Below are 17,696 nucleotides of genomic sequence, written 5' to 3'. Positions count from 1 at the left end.
CGGGGACTTTTTTATTTCACGCCTATTGATCAGATTGCCGTGCGTTAATAATAATTGCCTGTATTGGCTTTCTCCCTCATAAAACCAACAACTTCATATAGTCTTTAATTGGTGCAATTATCAATAGCGATTTCTGACGGGATAAATTTTAACTATCAAATGGTTATATAATCTGCAACTTTATAAAGCTCATGAAATTTGATGCCTTGTTTCTCGAAATGTTTTACGTAGGCCGCATAACGTTGTTTGATGAAAAACTCTTTAGCATAACCATCATGAACCGGTAATATTTGTTTGGGTTGAAGCTTATCCGCGAAACCCGAAATCCGTACCTCATTGGCGAATGGCGCCATAGTTACCATGAGTAACAATTCAATATCCTTGTATTCTAATAATTTATCTTCCATTGAGTCTACCGGATGCATCACCTTATCGTTAATAATAAAGCCCGTCATTTGTGGCAGTGGGTTATCCATAATGAGTTCATGAGTAACCGGGAAAGCCTTCAATATAAAAGGGCCAAAGTTTGCTGTCCCCTCTTCAAAAAGCGTATAAACAATACCAGCTTTATCAAGATCTTTACCTACATGGCTATTGGTGATGACTATGGCGCCACTTAATTCAAGAATGCTTTTTAAAATATCAACGTCATAATGATCGGGATGAATATGGGTAATTACCACGGCCTTTACATCATTAAACATTTGAGGGGTAACCAATCCTTCAAAAAAAGAAAATTTACCGGGATCAAACAATATTTTATAATTATCCAGTTCAAAAACAAGGCAGGAATGGAGGTATTTACTTATTTTCATACACGATTGTTTATACGATTAGCCACATCTATTTAAAATACAATTAAAAGATTCGAAGGGTTTTTATTTCATAGAATTAAAAAATCCAGTAAATCATACAAAATATTTTAATCGTGTTTAAAGTAACTCCGTAGCCAAATTAGCCAACTCGCTGCGCTCCCCTTTTTGCAGGGTAATATGTGCATACAACGGATGGCCTTTTGCCTTATCTATTAAATAGGATAAACCATTACTCTCTGCATCCAGGTATGGGGTATCAATCTGATAAATATCGCCGGTAAACACAAATTTACTGTTTTCGCCAGCACGGGAAATGATGGTTTTTACCTCGTGCGGGGTGAGGTTTTGCGCTTCATCTACTATAAAGAATATTTTACTTAGGGTACGGCCACGGATAAAGGCCAAAGGTGCTATGGATATTTTATCGTTACTTACCAGTTCATCAATTTTTGCCTGCATTTTATCATCATCAGCAAACTGATCTTTAATAAATTTAAGGTTATCCCATATTGGGGCCATGTAAGGGTCAATCTTTGATTTAATATCGCCGGGTAAAAAGCCAATATCTTTATTGCTCAAAGGCACAATGGGGCGGGTAACAAATATTTGCCGGTAATACTTCCGTTGCTCCAGCGCACTGGCCAGGGCCAATAAGGTTTTACCAGTGCCCGCATTGCCCTGTATGGTTACCAATTTAATATCGGGATGCAAAAGCGCATGAATAGCAAAAGCCTGCTCAATATTGCGCGGATTGATATTGAATACAGGCTGCTCTGTTATTTTTTCTAATTGTTGAGTTTGTGCATTATAAAAACCAGATACATCACCCTTTTTTCCTTTTAAAATATAAAAGTGATTATTGGTATAAGTTGGTATATCCAGGCTTTGGGCGGGCAGGTTTTCTTGTTTATTAAGCTGGTTAATCAGTTTTTCTGTTACCTTATCAATATCAGTTTTACCGGTATATAATTCTGCCAGGTTTTTGATCTTACCGGTTTCGTAATCCTCGGCGTGCAGGTTAAGGGCTTTGGCTTTAAGGCGAAGGCAGATATCTTTAGATACAAGTACTACCTTTTTATGAGGATACTCTTCCTGCAAACCTAAAGCAGCGTTTAAAATATGGTGATCGGTTTTATCAGATCCAAAAACCTCCACTGCATCTGCAGTAACGGTTTTAATATCCATGGCCACTTTAAAACTACCCTTGCTTTTACCATTAAGCGGAATCCACTCATTCATCAGGTTGTTTTTTGACAAGTCATCCATCAGGCGGATAAAGCTGCGTGCCTCAAAGTTACGGGTATCGTTACCGTTCTTTTTATTGTCAAGTTCTTCCAATACCTGGATAGGTATGGCTACATCATGCTCCTGAAAATTTTGAAAGGCATTATGATCGTAAAGGATCACTGAAGTATCTAAAACGAATATTTTCTTCTGGTTACGCTGGCCGTCCTTATTCATATCCTACTAAATTAGGTTTTTTAAGGTTTGTTCAAAATGAAAATACTATTATGAGCAAAAAAACCTTATAAAAGCGAAAACGGGAGTCTCCTCTTGCGATTTGAGCTCCCGTTTCCAAACCACTGTTCCACCGTAGTTTCCCAGCAGTACCAAGTTTTGTGTATCATGATCGATAAGCTTTCATCGGTCGTTCTTGCGAACTGTTGATTGCTGCAATATCCCTGATTCTGTTTTGGGTCTCCGTGAAGCCCCGCATCGTTCTCAGTACCTCCTTTAATCGCAATCTTTTTTCAAATACTTTCGTATTTTTCTTTTTTTCATGTGACTCAGGGACTTCTTTTGATCTTTAGCGTTCCCGAAGGTCTACCCGATTCAATTTCTGTAATCCTGAAAGGTTATCAAAGTACGTCGTTCTTGATGATTACAATATAGGGACTAAATGGCATCTTTGTCAAGAAAAAAAATAATTTATTATTAACAAGTTATTAACATTTTGAAGTGAGTTTATAAACACGCATTAGTGATTGATTTACTGATAGTTAATTGCAATATAATTGATAGAAATCCAATGTTATTAACATGAAAGTTATTAACAATATTACTTGAAATTCCTATTAGTGCAAATTCAAAAAAAGCGTAAAATTTAAAAAAGTGTAATTTTTGTCAGTGAAATGGCCTTGATATTAATCAGAAAATATTACAGACTAAAGCAAGTAATTGTATTAAGCTATTTGTTTAGGGAGTAATTTACCTACTGCAACTTCATCCAAACATATCGCCGTGTGAGGTATCGCCCTCGTATTTCTTTTCTTTGTTTTTATAAATTACAGGTGTAGCCGTTATGAGGTATAATGATTAATAAATGAGAGTTGAAGCCAAAAAAAAGACCGCCCCAAAATGGAACGGCCTTCAAACCAAACTAACTACTTTATGAAAACAGTCTTTAATTATTTTACAGCTATTTCTCTTGATTGAAATTTAGCTTCTTCTTTTTTAGCAATAGTTAATGTCAATATCCCATCAGTGTAATCAGCTTCAATTTTTGAATGATCGGCACTTTCTGGTAAAGTAAATGACCTACTGAATGAGTTGTAGCTATATTCGCGTTTGCTGAATTTTTTGCCTTCTTCAACATTTTCGGTTTTCTTTTCAGATGAAACAGTTAAGATGTTTTTATCTAAATTAATCTTGAAATCTTCTTTCTTTAAGCCAGGTACAGCTAATTCAACTTGAAATTCATTTTCGGTTTCTGCAATGTTTACCGCAGGAATACGAGCTACCAATTTGTCGCCAATGAATGAGTCGTTCAAAATTGAATCGAATACATCATTAAAGAATGGACCTCTTGCGTTGTTTTTTAATCCGTTGTTAAATTTTACTAATGTCATTTTATATGTCTCCTAAGTTTTGTTTTTGTTAACTTCGTGAAGTATTAATCAACTGTTATACCAACAAGTAAAATCAATGAATTGCATGACGATTTGTCGCAATCAATGAATTTATACAGACAAATTGACATCAATGGCTGAAAAACTTAGCGACTACAAGTTCAAAACTGACATACCTATCCGCTTTTCGGATATAGATTCCCTGGGACACGTTAACAATGCGGTGTATTTAACTTACTTTGAAATTGCCCGTACCAACTATTGGAAAGATGCTATAGGCTGGGATTGGAACAATGCAGGGGTTATCATTGGCCGCTCAGAGATTAATTATCTTAAACAAATCACTGTTAAAGATAAGATTGCCTGCTACGTGCGTACCATTAGGATAGGTAACAGTAGTTTTGATGTAATGCACGTATTGGTAAGGATAACTCCGGAGGGTGAAGAAATTGTAACTACTGGTAAAACCGTTTGTATCAGTTATGATTACGCTGCCAATAAATCAGTATCTATTCCGCCTAACGAACGCCGGAGTATGATAGCCTATGATGAGCCAAGATTGATATTGAATACTAATTAATTAGATATGCAGATTTCAAATGTGCAGATGAATTAACACATGGCCCAATCATCTGCACATCTAAACTCCGCATATCCGCACATCAGAATATCTTTCCCGGATTCAAAATACCATTCGGATCAAACACTTGTTTAATTCCCCGCCACAAAGCGAAATGAGTTTCTGAATATTTTATGGGCATAAAATCTTTTTGAACCAGGCCAATGCCATGTTCGCCGGAGAGGGTGCCGCCTAAACTTACAGTTAGTTCAAAGATCTCTTTTATGCCAAATTTAAGTTTGGTGTTCCAGTCTTCATCGCTCATATTGGCCTTGATGATGTTTACGTGAAGGTTGCCATCGCCTGCATGTCCATAACATACTGATTCAAAGCCGTATTTGATACCTGTTTCCTTTATTCCTTTTATCAATTGCGGTAATGCTGCACGCGGAACAACAGTGTCTTCTTCCTTATAAACAGAGTTTGATTTTACAGATACACCCATGGTTCGGCGCATACGCCATAATTCTTCCTTTTGTGCAGCTGAGTCGGCAAAGAGCACATCTTTACAATCATGGACCTCTAAAACAGTGTTGATCTTTTCGCAATCGACAAATATCACATCCTGGTTATTTCCATCTACTTCAATCAACAAAAAGGCCTGGATGCCATCCTGCAGATTAAAGGCGATATCATCATGCTCTTTAACCCACTCTACCCCTCTGCGCTCCATAAACTCAAGGGCCGATGGTGTAATACCCGCCCTGAAAATGGCTGATACAGCAGCACAAGCATCCTGATTGGTAGCAAAAGAAGCCAGCATTAACGCATCAAGCGTTGGCAGCGGAATTAGCTTTACCACAATTTTGGTAATGATACCCAGTGTACCCTCCGAGCCTATAAACAATTGCGTAAGGTTATAACCCGATGCATATTTCAGGGTATTGGCTCCTGTCCAAATAATTTCGCCCGATGGCAATACAACCTGCAGATTTAGTATATATTCACGTATAGTACCATATTTTACCACCCTTGGGCCACCAGAGCCGTGTGATACATTGCCCCCGATAAAACAACTGCCTTTGCTGGCTGGATCCACAGGGTAAAGAAGCCCTTTTGCGGCAGCCTGGTTCATAAACTCTTCGGTAACAACGCCGGGTTCAACAGTGGCCTGTAGGTTTTGTTCATCAATTTCCAGTACTTTATTAAAGCGTTCCATGGCTATTAATAAACCACCTTTTACAGGCAAAGCCCCTCCACTTAAGCCAGTTCCCGCTCCACGCGGTGTAACAGGAATCAGGTTTTCGTTGCATAACTTCATTAATGCCGAAACCTGCTCCGGGGTTTGAGGTTTTGCAACAATTTCAGGATAATAAACAAGGTCCTCGGTTTCATCATGGCTGTATTTTTCCAGGTCGGCGCGCTGGTTTAAAACAGCATCATTACCAACAATGGCTATTATACTCGCTAATATTGCTGCCGATACTTTATTATATTCCATATTACTGTTTGCCGTATCTTATAGTGACTGCAGAATGAGCTACTTTTCCCAATAATGGAGGGCTTAATTTCTTTATAGTTACACAGATAGTTTCTACATAAGAATACTTCTTTTGAATTTTTTCCATTATGGCCTGCCCTACTGTTTCAATTAGTTTACGAGGATGTTTCATTTCTTCGCAGGCTATATTATATACCTTTTCGTAATCAACAGTGTGCTTAAGTTCATCCGCTGCCGGATCTGTTTGGGGATTAAAACCGACTTCAATATCTACCAAAAACCGACATCCTAATTTTTGTTCTTCGGGATAAAACCCATGGTATGCAAAAAACTCTGCACCCTGTAAGGCAATAGTTATCATGTTTCAAAAGTAATGGTTTTGGTTGGTTTTTGATGACTTGCAAACGCTAAAATCGCCTTCCAAAGCGTGATGCCGCGGAGCTGTTTTTATCAAATAAAAACTTTTTTAAAAAATACAAAGGTCAAAAACTATGTTTAAACAATTTAAACGTAGTTTTTGGAATAATGTGCCTTCTGGTATCAAAAAACAACGATTTTGAGCTGGCTAAGTCCACTTTAAATGCTATATATTTGCTCACCAAGTATAAAGTTATGGCTAAAACAGATCTGTACGAATCTCCCGATTATTACCAGTTAGATGAATTGCTTACCGAAGAGCATAAGTTAATCCGCTCGTCTGTACGTGATTGGGTAAAAAAGGAATTAAGTCCAATAATTGAAGATTATGCCCAAAAGGCAGAGTTCCCGATGCAGTTGGTAAAAGGCCTGGCCGAGATTGGTGCCTTCGGCCCTACTATCCCCGTGGAATATGGCGGCGCCGGCCTTGATTATATGGCTTATGGTATTATCATGCAGGAAATTGAACGCGGCGATTCTGGAATTCGTTCAGCGTCGTCAGTGCAAGGTTCGCTGGTGATGTATCCAATTTATGCTTACGGGTCGGAGGAACAACGTAAAAAGTATCTTCCAAAACTGGCATCGGGCGAGATGATGGGCTGCTTTGGCCTTACAGAGCCTGATCATGGCTCAAACCCCGGTGGCATGACCACCAATATTAAAGATGCCGGTGATCATTATATATTGAACGGCGCAAAAATGTGGATCTCTAACGCTCCATTTGCAGATATAGCTATTGTTTGGGCTAGGGACGAAGCAAAAAAAGTGCGGGGATTAATAGTAGAACGGGGAATGGAAGGCTTTACAACTCCAACAACCCATAATAAATGGTCATTAAGAGCATCGGCTACCGGCGAATTGGTTTTTGACAATGTTAAAGTTCCTAAAGAAAACCTGCTACCAAACGTGGTTGGGCTAAAAGGCCCTTTAGGTTGCCTTAATCAGGCCCGCTATGGTATTGCCTGGGGAGCACTTGGCGCAGCCATGGATTGCTATGATACGGCCCTTCGCTATGCTAAAGAGCGCGTGCAATTTGGCAAACCTATAGCAGCTTTTCAGCTACAGCAAAAAAAGCTGGCCGAAATGATTACCGAGATCACCAAAGCCCAGTTACTGGTTTGGCGATTGGGCATACTTAAAAATGAAAACAGGGCAACCGCAGCGCAAATATCAATGGCAAAACGCAATAGTGTTGAAACCGCTATTAATATAGCCCGCGAGGCCAGGCAAATACTGGGCGGTATGGGTATTACCGGCGAATACCCCATTATGAGGCACATGATGAATTTAGAATCGGTAATTACTTATGAGGGTACACATGATATTCATTTACTAATTACAGGGATGGATATTACAGGCGAAGATGCCTTTAAATAAATTAGCACAACTATCAGGCAGCAGTTACGTAAAAATAAAGGTGGTATATTAGGTAATATTATCATAGTTTTAAACTTTATATAGTATCGTATACTGGTTAATGTTTTTGCGCCATTTTATTTCTAATTTTATTAAGTGTGATTTCAACAAGCATGTTTTATGGTTGGTGCTTTTCATTTCATTAATTTTACATTCCTGTGCAAATAACACTGATGATACAGGGAACTACTCACCAAAGTTTAAGAAGATAATTGATACGATAGATAATTATTATACTTACAAAAAGAAACCCTACTTAAGTACCCAATACCTCGATTCTTCTTTTAGGGATCTTAACCATCCTTTAACAAATGATAGGTTTCGTTTTTTTAGTTACCATTATGTTTATGAGAGAAAATTAGCGCATGACCCCAAAAAAGCATTGCTGTATGCAGATAGCATGCTAATGATAGCAAAGCAAAGTGTAAGCAAACAGCAATACCTGGTTAACTATGCCGAAGCTAATTTTGCCAGTGGTGATGCTTACTTTGATCTTTCTCAGTTTAGCAATGCGTATAAATGTTATTATGAGGGATATCTTATTGGTAAAAACCTTTTAAATAACCAGATATTGGCCGAGTACACTTACCGCATGGGTATGGTATTGTTTAAGCAGGCCAATTATGTTGAAGCGGCAAACTACTTCAAGATAAGCTATAAACAAAGTTGGGCTTATGACAATAATTTTAAAGCTTTTTACCAGCGACAGGAGTTACTTGCCAATGTTGGTGAAAGCTATAAAAATGCGAATATGGTAGATAGTGCTACCTTATATTTCGCTAAAGCACTTAACTATATAAATGCCAACAATAAAAAGTTCAGCAAGGTGGCGCCAATGCTTGAAATAGCTCGTGGAGTAGTTTATGGCAATATGGGCGATATTGGGTTACTTACTCATAATTATCCTGTAGCTGAACAAATGCTTAAAAAAAGCATTGCCATTAACTTAAAGAAAGGTTATGATTACAAAGATGCACAGTTAACTGAGATAAAGCTTTCGCGTTTATACCTTGATCAGAACAGGCAGGCTGATCTTTTCATACTGTTAAAAAACTTACGTGTTCAATTGGATAGTATTAAAAACAGTGAAGCCGAAACCAACTGGAATTACTTAATGAGTAAATACTATGATCATAACAAAGATTATACACATGCACTCCCCTATCTAAAAACCTATTCTTCGCTAAAGGATTCTATACTAAAGCTGGCAAATTCATTAAGGCGGACTGATGTTGCTACCCAGCAAGCTAACTATGATAAACAGAACGAAATAGACAATTTAAAGGATTATAACAAACGACAGTTGATATTTATTTATGTTGCCGTGTTGTTATCAATTATGGCTGTAATTATCGTATTCCTGGTTTTTCGAAATTTAAAGCGTTCCAGGCGTGACGTAATAGCGATAAAATTATTGAATGATAAGATTAATCATCAAAAAGAACATTTGGTACATACTCTTGATGAGCTTAACCTGGGCAGCCAGGAAAAAGACCGAATATTAAGGGCCGTGGCACATGATCTCAGGAACCCGCTTGGTGGTATCGCCTCTCTTTCAAATGTAATGGCCGATGATGATTACACCGCCGAGCAGCTGGAAATGATTAATCTAATCAAAGATACTGCTTACAATTCGCTTGAACTCATTAACGAGATATTAGAAGCAGCCAACACCGCTATTACCCAATTTAATAAGGAATGGGTTGATATTAATGTATTGGTAAGTAACAGTGTTGAGTTGCTGAGATTTAAAGCAGCTGATAAAAAACAAACGATAAAACTTAATTTACCTTTCACTTCTGTACAGCTATTTATAAACCGCGAGAAAATATGGAGGGTTATGAGCAATCTTATCAGCAATGCTATAAAATTCAGCCACCAGGATAGTGAAATAAATGTAAGTGTAAAAAACCATGAAGACGGCATTGAGATTACAGTTCAGGATACTGGTATAGGTATACCGGATAAATTAAAGCAACAGGTGTTCAATATGTTTACCGATGCCAAACGTGTAGGCACCGCCGGCGAAAAATCGTTTGGATTAGGGCTATCCATTTGTAAACAAATAATTGATAAGCACGATGGCAAAATATGGTTCCTGAGTGAGCATGAAGTTGGTACAACTTTTCATGTATCCCTCCCTCTTGAATCCCCTGTTTTTAGCCTGCCAACTTTATAAACTCTGTTTTTTGTGATTTTTGTTATAAGTTTATGAAAATTTTTAAACCTAATTAAACCTCTGTCAATCTATTTAAATGTTGGTAAACAAAAGCATATTCTACAATGCGGTATATAGCAGCACGCCGGTAAAATTATTGCTGTTTTGTTTTCTAATTACAATTTTTTCCTGCAATAAAAAAACCGAAAGCTTTTTGTCACAATCAAGTTATGACAAAGCGCATGATAGGGCTATTTTGATGTATGATAATAATAAACAGGATGCGGCAGTAAAATATCTCGATTCGGTTTATCTTATCTTTAAAAAGCTGGATCTGAAACGCACGTACGGTTACTATTGGCTTAATTATAATTATTATTACCACTATAAAAATGAACGAAAACCGGCAATGCTTTATGCCGATAGTATGCTTAATCTTTTTGATACCCCCGATAAGAAACTTAAATACAGCAGCGAATACGGTCAGGCACATTTTTACAAAGGCGATATTTTGTTTGACGAAAATGATTACAATGAAGCTTACCAATACTTTTATAGTGGAAAAGTAATTGGTAGCAATAGCCTTGATGGTTGCATATTGAGCGATTATAGTTATCGTATGGCTATGATCATGTATAAACAGGAAAATTTTAGGATTGCGGCGGCTAATTTTAAAAACAGTTCAAACGAAGCAAATGGGTGTGCTTTAAACTTTGTTTCGTTTTATCGCCGGCAGGAATTATTGAATAATACCGGTTTAAGTTACAGTAAGGTAAACATGACCGATAGCGCTCTTTATTTTTTTGATAAAACGTTGAAATACATCGACAAATTTCAAAGTCAATTTAAAAATAGGCCACAATTATTGGATGCCGCCCGTGGTGTGGTTTATGGCAACCAGGCAAATGAGTATATAAGCCTTAAAAACTACGATCTGGCGAAGGTGCTTCTTAAAAAGAGTATCGATATAAATTTGCGAAAAGGTAATGATAATCAGGATGCTCAATTTGCCGAATTGAAGCTTGCTCATTTATATGAGGAGCAAAATCAAAATGATTCACTAATAAATATTTTAAACGTGATTAACCGGCAGTTTGGTGTATTGCATTTAAACGATGACTGGGCCAAAGCTGAATGGAGTTACCTTATATCGGGGGTTTATGAAAAGAAAAAGATGCACGATACGGCTATGAAATACTTTATTCAGTATGATGCCTTAAAAGATTCCATTAACCAAAAAAACAAATTACTTAAGGAAGCCGATATAGCTGAACAGATTAAGCGTCTTGAAAAAGATAATGAGTTTGACAGACTTAAAAAAAATAACCAACAGCAAAATATATATCTTAATGTGACAGTAGTTTTTGCGGTGATGTTGTTGATGATCATCTCGCTGGTATTCTTAAACTGGCAAAAATCTAAAAAGAACATTGAAACATTAGGAGGATTGAACTATCAGATAAACGACCAAAACTATCATCTGGAAAATGCCCTTGATGAACTTAAACAAAACAGCCAGGAAAAAGACAGGATATTACGCACAGTAGCGCATGATTTGCGTAACCCCATTGGTGGTATAGCATCTTTAACTACAGTTATGATTGAGGATAACTATAACACAGAGCAAAAGGAAATGCTTAACCTCATCAAAGAAACATCCTTTAACTCGCTGGAACTGATCAATGAAATATTAGAGGCAACAAACACCTCCTCGGCCCGGTTGGTTAAGGAACAAGTAGAAATAAATGGACTACTTAGTAACAGTGTGGAATTACTACGCTTTAAAGCCGCCGAAAAAAATCAGGAAATAAAACTGGAGTTGCTCGATTTACCACTCGAACTGATGATAAACAGGGAAAAAATATGGAGGGTGGTAAGTAACCTTATAAGTAATGCTATAAAATTTAGTCAGGCCGGTGCAACAATTATAGTCAAGGCCAAAGAATTTAAGAAAGAAGTTCGGATTGAAGTTAAAGACCAGGGAATAGGCATCCCCGATAAATTAAAAGCCCAGGTTTTCAATATGTTTACTGATGCCAAACGCCCCGGAACTGAGGGTGAAAAATCATTCGGATTGGGTTTATCTATTTGTCAGCAGATAATTGAGAAACACAATGGCCGTATCTGGTTTGAGAGCGATATCGAAAATGGCACTACATTTTACTTTTCGCTTCCAAAGTAAGTTCTTTTTGTTTCCCTGTTTTTTTTAAAAAATCAGCAAACCACTTTCCAGATGATTTTATAGTACGTTTCTGAGTTGTATGGTCAACATGAATTAAACCAAAACGCGGGTGGTACCCTTCGGCCCATTCAAAGTTATCGGTCAATGTCCAAACAAAGTAGCCATTAACATTGCTACCCTCATTCTTAGCCTTTAATACCTGGCCAAGGTAATCCTTTAAATATTGCACCCGTTTAGGATCATGCACTTCGTCATCAGTTACCTCATCAGGAAAAGCAGAACCATTTTCTGTAATAATGATATTTTTCACCTTGGGATAGGCATCAAACTTCTTTATCATATGGTAAATTGACGGCGGATGCACTTCCCAGCGCATGGCAGTTAATTCCACCTTACGATTTTCGGCCTTAACTATGCGGGCACTTATGTACGGGGTAAAAAATGAATACTTAACTATTTCTCGTGTATAATTCTGAACACCAATGAAATCAAAATCAAATTGCATGTTGTCCTCATCACCGGGCAAGATATATTTTTGCAGGTTTTTTAATATAGGCAGATCTTTTACCGGATAACCCATGCCTAAAAGCGGTTCTATAAACAAGCGGTTTATTAAAGCATCAGTCCTTACAGCGGCCGAAACATCTCTTGGTTTATCAGTTAATGGTTCTATTAATGAACAAGAGAAAGTATTACCAATTTGAGCATCTGGTAACAACCTGCGCAAAATTTTTCCACCTGCTGCAATACTCAAAACTACATGATGTATAGCTGGCAAAAAATTCTTCATTCCGGTGCGTCCCGGCGCATGTATACCAAAAAAATAGCCAGCACCTGTAAAAACCATCGGTTCGTTCATTACCATCCAGTTTTTCACCCGGTCGCCAAAGCTATTTGCACAAAGGGCCACAAACTCGCTAAACCAATTAACAACTTCACGGTTTGTCCATCCACCTTTTTGCTCAAGCGCGTGTGGAATATCCCAATGATAAATGGTAAGCCAGGGTTCTACTCCCTTTTCAAGGCAATAATCTATAACCCGATTGTAATAATCAATGCCAGCTTGATTTATTTGCCCGGTACCATCAGGGAGCAAACGGGCCCAGGATATCGAGAAACGAAAATTTGGAATATGAAGTTGCTGGATAAGATCAATATCTTCTTCATACCGGTTATAAAAATCGCATGAAGTTTGAGCATGATCGGCATTTAAAATCTTGCCTTTTTTTGTAGTAAAATTATCCCACACAGATTCACCCTTACCGTCGGTATCATGGGCGCCCTCTATCTGAAAGGCAGCAGTTGACACCCCCCACGCGAAATCGGGGCCAAAAAATTCTCTGTTCAGAGATATGTGCTGATGAGTGGATTTCATTAAATGGACAACAAGGGTCCAAAATTGCGATAATATTTACGAATACAGGATATAAAATGTAATATTAATGTATAAAAGATGATTTTACACTCCTTAACATCATCCATTCGCGTAAACCGCCAATTAGGTTTGAAAAAATGCTGAAGATTTTCATATTGCTGTTTTTTATTTAATTAAAGATATAATGATGATGTGATTTAATTGTAAAAGCTATATTATCAAATCATTAAGTGAAATAAATTCTGAAAAGGTGACTGATTTTTACAAATCAGGATTATCAAATAATTGGTAGAATTCGTTTTAATTCATGAAATTAGTGTCTCCATGAAAAATCACTATATCAAAATGTTCAATTATGATCAGTTTGCTAATAAAGCGCTGCTGAAAGCAATAATTGAAACACACGCGGCGCATCGGCCCCTGCAGCTGATGGCTCACCTGCTATCTGCCCAACGCATCTGGATAGACAGGATTAACGGTATCGAACCCTACCCGGTTAAATTATGGCCTATCGATTTTACAACGGCACATTGTGCACGGCTAATTAATGAATACCATGAAGAATGGATGGCGTTTTTAAACCAAATGAAGGAGCCCGATTTTGATAAATTAATTAGTTATCAGAACTCTTTGGGTGATAGTTACCAAACCTCTATTGGTGATATTTTAACACACGTAGTAAACCATGGTACCCATACAAGAGCACAGGCCGGGCAGCAACTAAAACTTGCGGGTGTTGAAACTTTACCTATTACTGATTATAGTTATTACTTAAGGCAATTAAATAATTAGCATTAACGTGTTTATTTGCAATATTTGCCTTTGTATTAAACAAGCTTAAAATATGAAAAAATATATTGGTGCTATTTTAACTGCTACAATTCTATTTGGTTGCGCCGATACCCACAAGCAGGAAAAATCGCTTTTGGATAGCGTTATTGCGGTGCATGATAAAGTGATGGCCAACGATGAACACCTAATGAAAAATAAAATGCTGCTTGATTCGCTGCTTAAACACGAGGCGGTTGCTAATGTTAAATGGCCGGGTTCCGATTTATTGGTGTCCATTAATAATGCTGATAGCGCCATGAGCGATTGGATGCATAAGTTTGATGTTGAAAACAAGGGAAAATCGCACCAGGAAATAATTGATTACCTGGGTGACCAAAAAAAGAAAATTATAGCGATAGATTCTCAAATAAACGTTGCGATAAGCGAATCCGATAAATACCTCAGTCAACATAAAAAATAATGTATAAAATGCTATTTGGCGTTATAATGATAGCGCTTTTGAATGCTTGCGGATCAAAACAAACTAAGTTGCCTATTTTAGGTAATCGTGAAGCGGTTACAAAAACGGTAAATGGTAAAACGGTTACTGACACTGCATATGCAACCATACCCGATTTTAAGTTTGTTAACCAATATGCGGATACAATAACGGCTAAAAATCTTGATGGTAAAATATATGTCGCCGACTTTTTCTTTACCACCTGCCCATCTATTTGCCCGGTAATGCACCGCAATATGCTTAACGTATATAAGGAGTTTAAGGACGATGAAAACTTTAGGATTATATCACACACCATCGATCCTAAATATGATACCATACCAGTATTAAAACGTTATGCCGACAAAATGGGCATAACCGGAAATAGCTGGTGGTTGTTACATGGCAATAAAGGTGACACTTATAATATTGCCAAAAGCTACCTGCAATCTGTACAGGAAAAAAATCCCGCGGGCCAATTTATCCATGACGGTTTTTTTATACTGATAGATAAACAAAAACGGATCCGTGGTACTTATGAAGGCACCGACCCCAAAGAAGTAGATAAATTAATTGCAGATATTAAAATTCTAAAGGCCGAGTCAGATCAGGTTGTTACAAAATGAAATCAAAGCTGATAATAGGAATACTTTTTCTTTTGACCGTTTTGATTGTTTCTTGTCAGAGTGATGAGCAGGTAGAATTTTATCGATATTACTCTGGCGGGAGCGCCATTTATCAAACTCATTGCCAAAACTGCCACGGTAAAAATGGCGAAGGCCTTCAGGGGCTTATTCCGCCACTTAATGATTCTTCTTATCTTAAGAATAATAAAACATTGTTGGCCTGTTTTATTAAAAATGGCCTTAAAGGTAAAATCACCATAAACGGCCGCGAGTTTGAGGGTGAGATGCCTGTTGATAACATCAGCCCGATTGAAATTGCAAAAGTGCTTACTTATGTTACCAACTCGTTTGGTAATAAAATGGCGACCATTGACCTGCAAACAGTTCAGAATGATTTGGAAAAATGTCCTTGATCGGGATCGTGGTTCGGGTTGCCAGTTGCGGGAGAATAAATAACCTAATAGCCCGATCTTTTCAGAACATATAAGCTCCTGCTTCGCACCATTAAGACCCAAACAAAACAATAACAAAGAAAATACCTACCTTTACGTCTGCAAAACGTTCTATCGCTGCTAACTTGTTTAGCGGAGGAAAGTCCGGGCAACATAGAGCATCCTGCTTCCTAACGGGAAGGCGCCGGCAGCCGGCGACAGCAAAGTGCCACAGAAATAATACCGCCCCGATCTTGATTGGGGTAAGGGTGAAAACGTGAGGTAAGAGCTCACGGCATAACCGGGCGACCGGAGATGACGGTAAACCTCAGGAGTTGAAAAACCAAATAGGTCCTGAAAGCGGAGTTGCTCGCTCCCGTGTTCTCTGCCTACGGCGGAGGAACGTTAGGATGGGTAGGTTGTTTAAACCTGTCAGCAATGGCAGGGCCAGATTAATGATAGAAGTTGCCTTTCGGGGCAATACAGAACCCGGCTTACAGATTTGCTGCTGATTAATATAACCCTTTCCTGAAAACAGGAAGGGGTTATTTTTGTTAGTAGCAAAAGTGTTTATTTTTCTATACAAATCTTATATATTAGCACTAAGAACTTTACTACCTATTACATACATAAAACATGGCAAAAATTTTAATTATAGATGATGAACGGGCAATTCGCAGCACATTGCGCGAGATCCTGGAATATGAGGATTACGAAGTTGAAGACGTAGATAACGGTGTTGATGGTTTACAACTAATTGAAAAAAAGGATTTTGACCTTGTACTTTGCGATATCAAAATGAATCGCATGGATGGTATGGAGGTTTTAACAGAAGGTTTGGCCATTAAGCCCGATCTGCCTTTCATTATGATAAGCGGCCATGGAACTGTCGAAACAGCCGTTGAAGCCAGCAAAAAGGGAGCGTTTGATTTTATATCTAAACCACCAGATCTTAATCGCCTGCTGATCACTGTTCGCAACGCGCTTGACAGGGGAAGTCTGGTTGTTGAGGCCAAAGTATTAAAACGTAAAGTATCCAAAGTACGTCCCATATTAGGTAACTCACAAGCCATCCTCAAAATAAAGGAAACAATTGATCGTGTGGCTCCTACTGATGCCCGCGTACTTGTTACCGGTGCAAACGGGAGCGGTAAAGAGCTGGTAGCACGTTGGCTGCATGAAAAATCAAACCGCTCAAATGCTCCTATAATAGAGGTTAATTGCGCGGCTATCCCGTCGGAGTTGATTGAAAGCGAATTGTTTGGACATGAGAAAGGTTCTTTTACTTCGGCAATAAAGCAACGTATTGGAAAGTTCGAATCTGCAAACGGTGGTACCCTCTTCCTGGATGAAATTGGTGATATGAGCCAATCAGCACAAGCCAAAGTATTACGTGCTTTACAGGAGAGCAAAATTACCCGCGTAGGTGGCGAAAAAGAGATTGATGTAGATGTACGCGTAGTAGCTGCAACAAATAAAGATCTCCTTAAAGAAATAGAAGCCGGTAATTTCCGTATGGACCTTTACCACCGGTTAAGTGTTATATTGATCCACGTACCGCCATTGGCTGATCGTAAGGATGATATAAGTTTGCTTACCCAAAGCTTTTTAGATGAGATTTGCAATGAATATGGCATGCCTGTTAAAAAGATCTCTGACGCCGCGCTGGAAGCCCTTAAAGCTTTACCATGGACAGGTAACATCCGCGAGTTAAGAAATATGGTTGAGCGTTTAATTATTTTGAGCGATAAAACCATAACTGATAATGATGTGCGGGCATTTGCAAACCCATCTTCACCAGCCACAGCTGTAGCAGCCGGCGCTCCGGCTCCACAAACAGATTTCGATCAGTTTAATAATTTTCAGGAGTACAAGGATTTTGCTGAACGGGAGTACATCAAATTCAAGTTGGAAAAAAACAACTGGAATGTTTCAAAAACCGCTGATGATATTGACATTCAACGTAGTCACCTATATAGCAAAATAGAAAAGTTCGGTTTAAAAAGAGGAGAATAAATATTAGACAAATTCTTTTACGGGCGATCTGCAGCAATGCAGATCGCTTTTTTTGTTACAACAAAATGGTTAATATTGTGC

At 38.1% G+C, this 17,696-nt stretch carries 15 protein-coding genes and 1 other RNA gene; 10 read left to right on the top strand and 6 right to left on the bottom strand.

All coding sequences use genetic code 11. The features are described from left to right. Window positions 1–155: 155 nt before the first annotated feature. The 3 genes from AC1DYB_RS25900 to AC1DYB_RS25890 form a co-directional block, all read right to left on the bottom strand. Complete coding sequence (locus tag AC1DYB_RS25900) at window positions 156–815, bottom strand: MBL fold metallo-hydrolase (RefSeq protein WP_477439258.1); 660 nt, start codon at window positions 813–815, stop codon at window positions 156–158. A 117-nt stretch (window positions 816–932) separates the two neighbouring features. Continuing rightward, window positions 933–2,276 carry a PhoH family protein gene (locus tag AC1DYB_RS25895; protein ID WP_477439256.1) on the bottom strand — a complete coding sequence of 448 codons (1,344 nt, stop codon included), beginning with the start codon at window positions 2,274–2,276 and terminating at the stop codon, window positions 933–935. A gap of 947 nt (window positions 2,277–3,223) precedes the next feature. Next, window positions 3,224–3,664 carry an Hsp20/alpha crystallin family protein gene (locus tag AC1DYB_RS25890; protein ID WP_477439254.1) on the bottom strand — a complete coding sequence of 147 codons (441 nt, stop codon included), beginning with the start codon at window positions 3,662–3,664 and terminating at the stop codon, window positions 3,224–3,226. 133 nt (window positions 3,665–3,797) lie between these two features. Here AC1DYB_RS25890 and AC1DYB_RS25885 point away from each other — a divergent pair, with 133 nt between their 5' ends. Beyond that, window positions 3,798–4,244, top strand: coding sequence for an acyl-CoA thioesterase (locus AC1DYB_RS25885; RefSeq protein WP_477391861.1), 447 nt, complete (start codon window positions 3,798–3,800; stop codon window positions 4,242–4,244). Window positions 4,245–4,326: 82 nt separating this feature from the next. Here the strand turns inward: AC1DYB_RS25885 and AC1DYB_RS25880 are convergent, their stop codons facing one another. Together AC1DYB_RS25880 and folB are read right to left on the bottom strand one after the other, a co-directional pair. After that, window positions 4,327–5,724, bottom strand: a complete 1,398-nt coding sequence (locus tag AC1DYB_RS25880) for an FAD-binding oxidoreductase (protein WP_477439252.1) — start codon at window positions 5,722–5,724, stop codon at window positions 4,327–4,329. A gap of 1 nt (window position 5,725) precedes the next feature. Continuing rightward, window positions 5,726–6,085 (bottom strand): dihydroneopterin aldolase, encoded by a 360-nt coding sequence (gene folB, locus AC1DYB_RS25875; RefSeq protein ID WP_477439250.1) that lies wholly within the window; start codon window positions 6,083–6,085, stop codon window positions 5,726–5,728. A gap of 251 nt (window positions 6,086–6,336) precedes the next feature. Between folB and AC1DYB_RS25870 the strand changes: the two genes are divergently transcribed. The 3 genes from AC1DYB_RS25870 (at window position 6,337) to AC1DYB_RS25860 (ending at window position 11,897) form a co-directional block, all read left to right on the top strand. Continuing rightward, the gene (locus AC1DYB_RS25870) at window positions 6,337–7,518 is read left to right on the top strand and encodes an acyl-CoA dehydrogenase family protein (RefSeq protein WP_477391870.1); all 1,182 of its coding nucleotides are present in this window, start codon (window positions 6,337–6,339) and stop codon (window positions 7,516–7,518) included. A 166-nt stretch (window positions 7,519–7,684) separates the two neighbouring features. Next, entirely contained in the window at window positions 7,685–9,736 is a 2,052-nt protein-coding gene (locus tag AC1DYB_RS25865) for an ATP-binding protein (RefSeq protein WP_477439247.1), read from the top strand. 193 nt (window positions 9,737–9,929) lie between these two features. Further along, window positions 9,930–11,897: an ATP-binding protein gene (locus AC1DYB_RS25860; RefSeq protein ID WP_477439245.1), complete on the top strand. Its 1,968-nt coding sequence runs from the start codon at window positions 9,930–9,932 to the stop codon at window positions 11,895–11,897. Here the strand turns inward: AC1DYB_RS25860 and AC1DYB_RS25855 are convergent. Next, entirely contained in the window at window positions 11,869–13,272 is a 1,404-nt protein-coding gene (locus tag AC1DYB_RS25855; protein WP_477439243.1) for a GH1 family beta-glucosidase, read from the bottom strand. The genes AC1DYB_RS25860 and AC1DYB_RS25855 overlap by 29 nt on opposite strands. A gap of 324 nt (window positions 13,273–13,596) precedes the next feature. Between AC1DYB_RS25855 and AC1DYB_RS25850 the strand changes: the two genes are divergently transcribed. From AC1DYB_RS25850 to AC1DYB_RS25825, 6 genes are all read left to right on the top strand, one after another. Next, window positions 13,597–14,064 carry a DinB family protein gene (locus tag AC1DYB_RS25850; protein WP_477439241.1) on the top strand — a complete coding sequence of 156 codons (468 nt, stop codon included), beginning with the start codon at window positions 13,597–13,599 and terminating at the stop codon, window positions 14,062–14,064. Between the two features lie 52 nt (window positions 14,065–14,116). Continuing rightward, on the top strand, window positions 14,117–14,524 hold the full coding sequence (locus AC1DYB_RS25845; RefSeq protein ID WP_477439239.1) for a hypothetical protein: 408 nt from the start codon (window positions 14,117–14,119) through the stop codon (window positions 14,522–14,524). Then, the gene (locus AC1DYB_RS25840) at window positions 14,524–15,168 is read left to right on the top strand and encodes an SCO family protein (RefSeq protein ID WP_477439237.1); all 645 of its coding nucleotides are present in this window, start codon (window positions 14,524–14,526) and stop codon (window positions 15,166–15,168) included. The genes AC1DYB_RS25845 and AC1DYB_RS25840 overlap by 1 nt, the downstream gene beginning before the upstream one ends. Then, window positions 15,165–15,581: a c-type cytochrome gene (locus AC1DYB_RS25835; protein WP_477439235.1), complete on the top strand. Its 417-nt coding sequence runs from the start codon at window positions 15,165–15,167 to the stop codon at window positions 15,579–15,581. The genes AC1DYB_RS25840 and AC1DYB_RS25835 overlap by 4 nt, the downstream gene beginning before the upstream one ends. Window positions 15,582–15,718: 137 nt before the next feature. Beyond that, window positions 15,719–16,112: RNase P RNA component class A (gene rnpB, locus AC1DYB_RS25830), an RNA gene on the top strand. A gap of 123 nt (window positions 16,113–16,235) precedes the next feature. Then, window positions 16,236–17,615 (top strand): sigma-54-dependent transcriptional regulator, encoded by a 1,380-nt coding sequence (locus AC1DYB_RS25825; RefSeq protein ID WP_477439232.1) that lies wholly within the window; start codon window positions 16,236–16,238, stop codon window positions 17,613–17,615. Window positions 17,616–17,696 lie beyond the last annotated feature (81 nt).

It is taken from the genome of Mucilaginibacter sp. P2_A4 (genome assembly GCF_056405015.1).
This window is presented reverse-complemented; position numbering and strand designations above follow the sequence as displayed.

Excerpts from the sequence above, each read along its gene's own strand:
- AC1DYB_RS25870 (WP_477391870.1), top strand. The coding sequence starts at position 6,337 with ATGGCTAAAACAGATCTGTACGAATCTCCCGATTATTACCAGTTAGAT.
- AC1DYB_RS25885 (WP_477391861.1), top strand. The coding sequence starts at position 3,798 with ATGGCTGAAAAACTTAGCGACTACAAGTTCAAAACTGACATACCTATC.
- AC1DYB_RS25835 (WP_477439235.1), top strand. The coding sequence starts at position 15,165 with ATGAAATCAAAGCTGATAATAGGAATACTTTTTCTTTTGACCGTTTTG.
- AC1DYB_RS25880 (WP_477439252.1), bottom strand. The coding sequence starts at position 5,724 with ATGGAATATAATAAAGTATCGGCAGCAATATTAGCGAGTATAATAGCC.
- AC1DYB_RS25895 (WP_477439256.1), bottom strand. The coding sequence starts at position 2,276 with ATGAATAAGGACGGCCAGCGTAACCAGAAGAAAATATTCGTTTTAGAT.
- AC1DYB_RS25845 (WP_477439239.1), top strand. The coding sequence starts at position 14,117 with ATGAAAAAATATATTGGTGCTATTTTAACTGCTACAATTCTATTTGGT.
- AC1DYB_RS25850 (WP_477439241.1), top strand. The coding sequence starts at position 13,597 with ATGAAAAATCACTATATCAAAATGTTCAATTATGATCAGTTTGCTAAT.
- AC1DYB_RS25840 (WP_477439237.1), top strand. The coding sequence starts at position 14,524 with ATGTATAAAATGCTATTTGGCGTTATAATGATAGCGCTTTTGAATGCT.
- AC1DYB_RS25900 (WP_477439258.1), bottom strand. The coding sequence starts at position 815 with ATGAAAATAAGTAAATACCTCCATTCCTGCCTTGTTTTTGAACTGGAT.
- AC1DYB_RS25855 (WP_477439243.1), bottom strand. The coding sequence starts at position 13,272 with ATGAAATCCACTCATCAGCACATATCTCTGAACAGAGAATTTTTTGGC.
- folB (WP_477439250.1), bottom strand. The coding sequence starts at position 6,085 with ATGATAACTATTGCCTTACAGGGTGCAGAGTTTTTTGCATACCATGGG.
- AC1DYB_RS25825 (WP_477439232.1), top strand. The coding sequence starts at position 16,236 with ATGGCAAAAATTTTAATTATAGATGATGAACGGGCAATTCGCAGCACA.
- AC1DYB_RS25890 (WP_477439254.1), bottom strand. The coding sequence starts at position 3,664 with ATGACATTAGTAAAATTTAACAACGGATTAAAAAACAACGCAAGAGGT.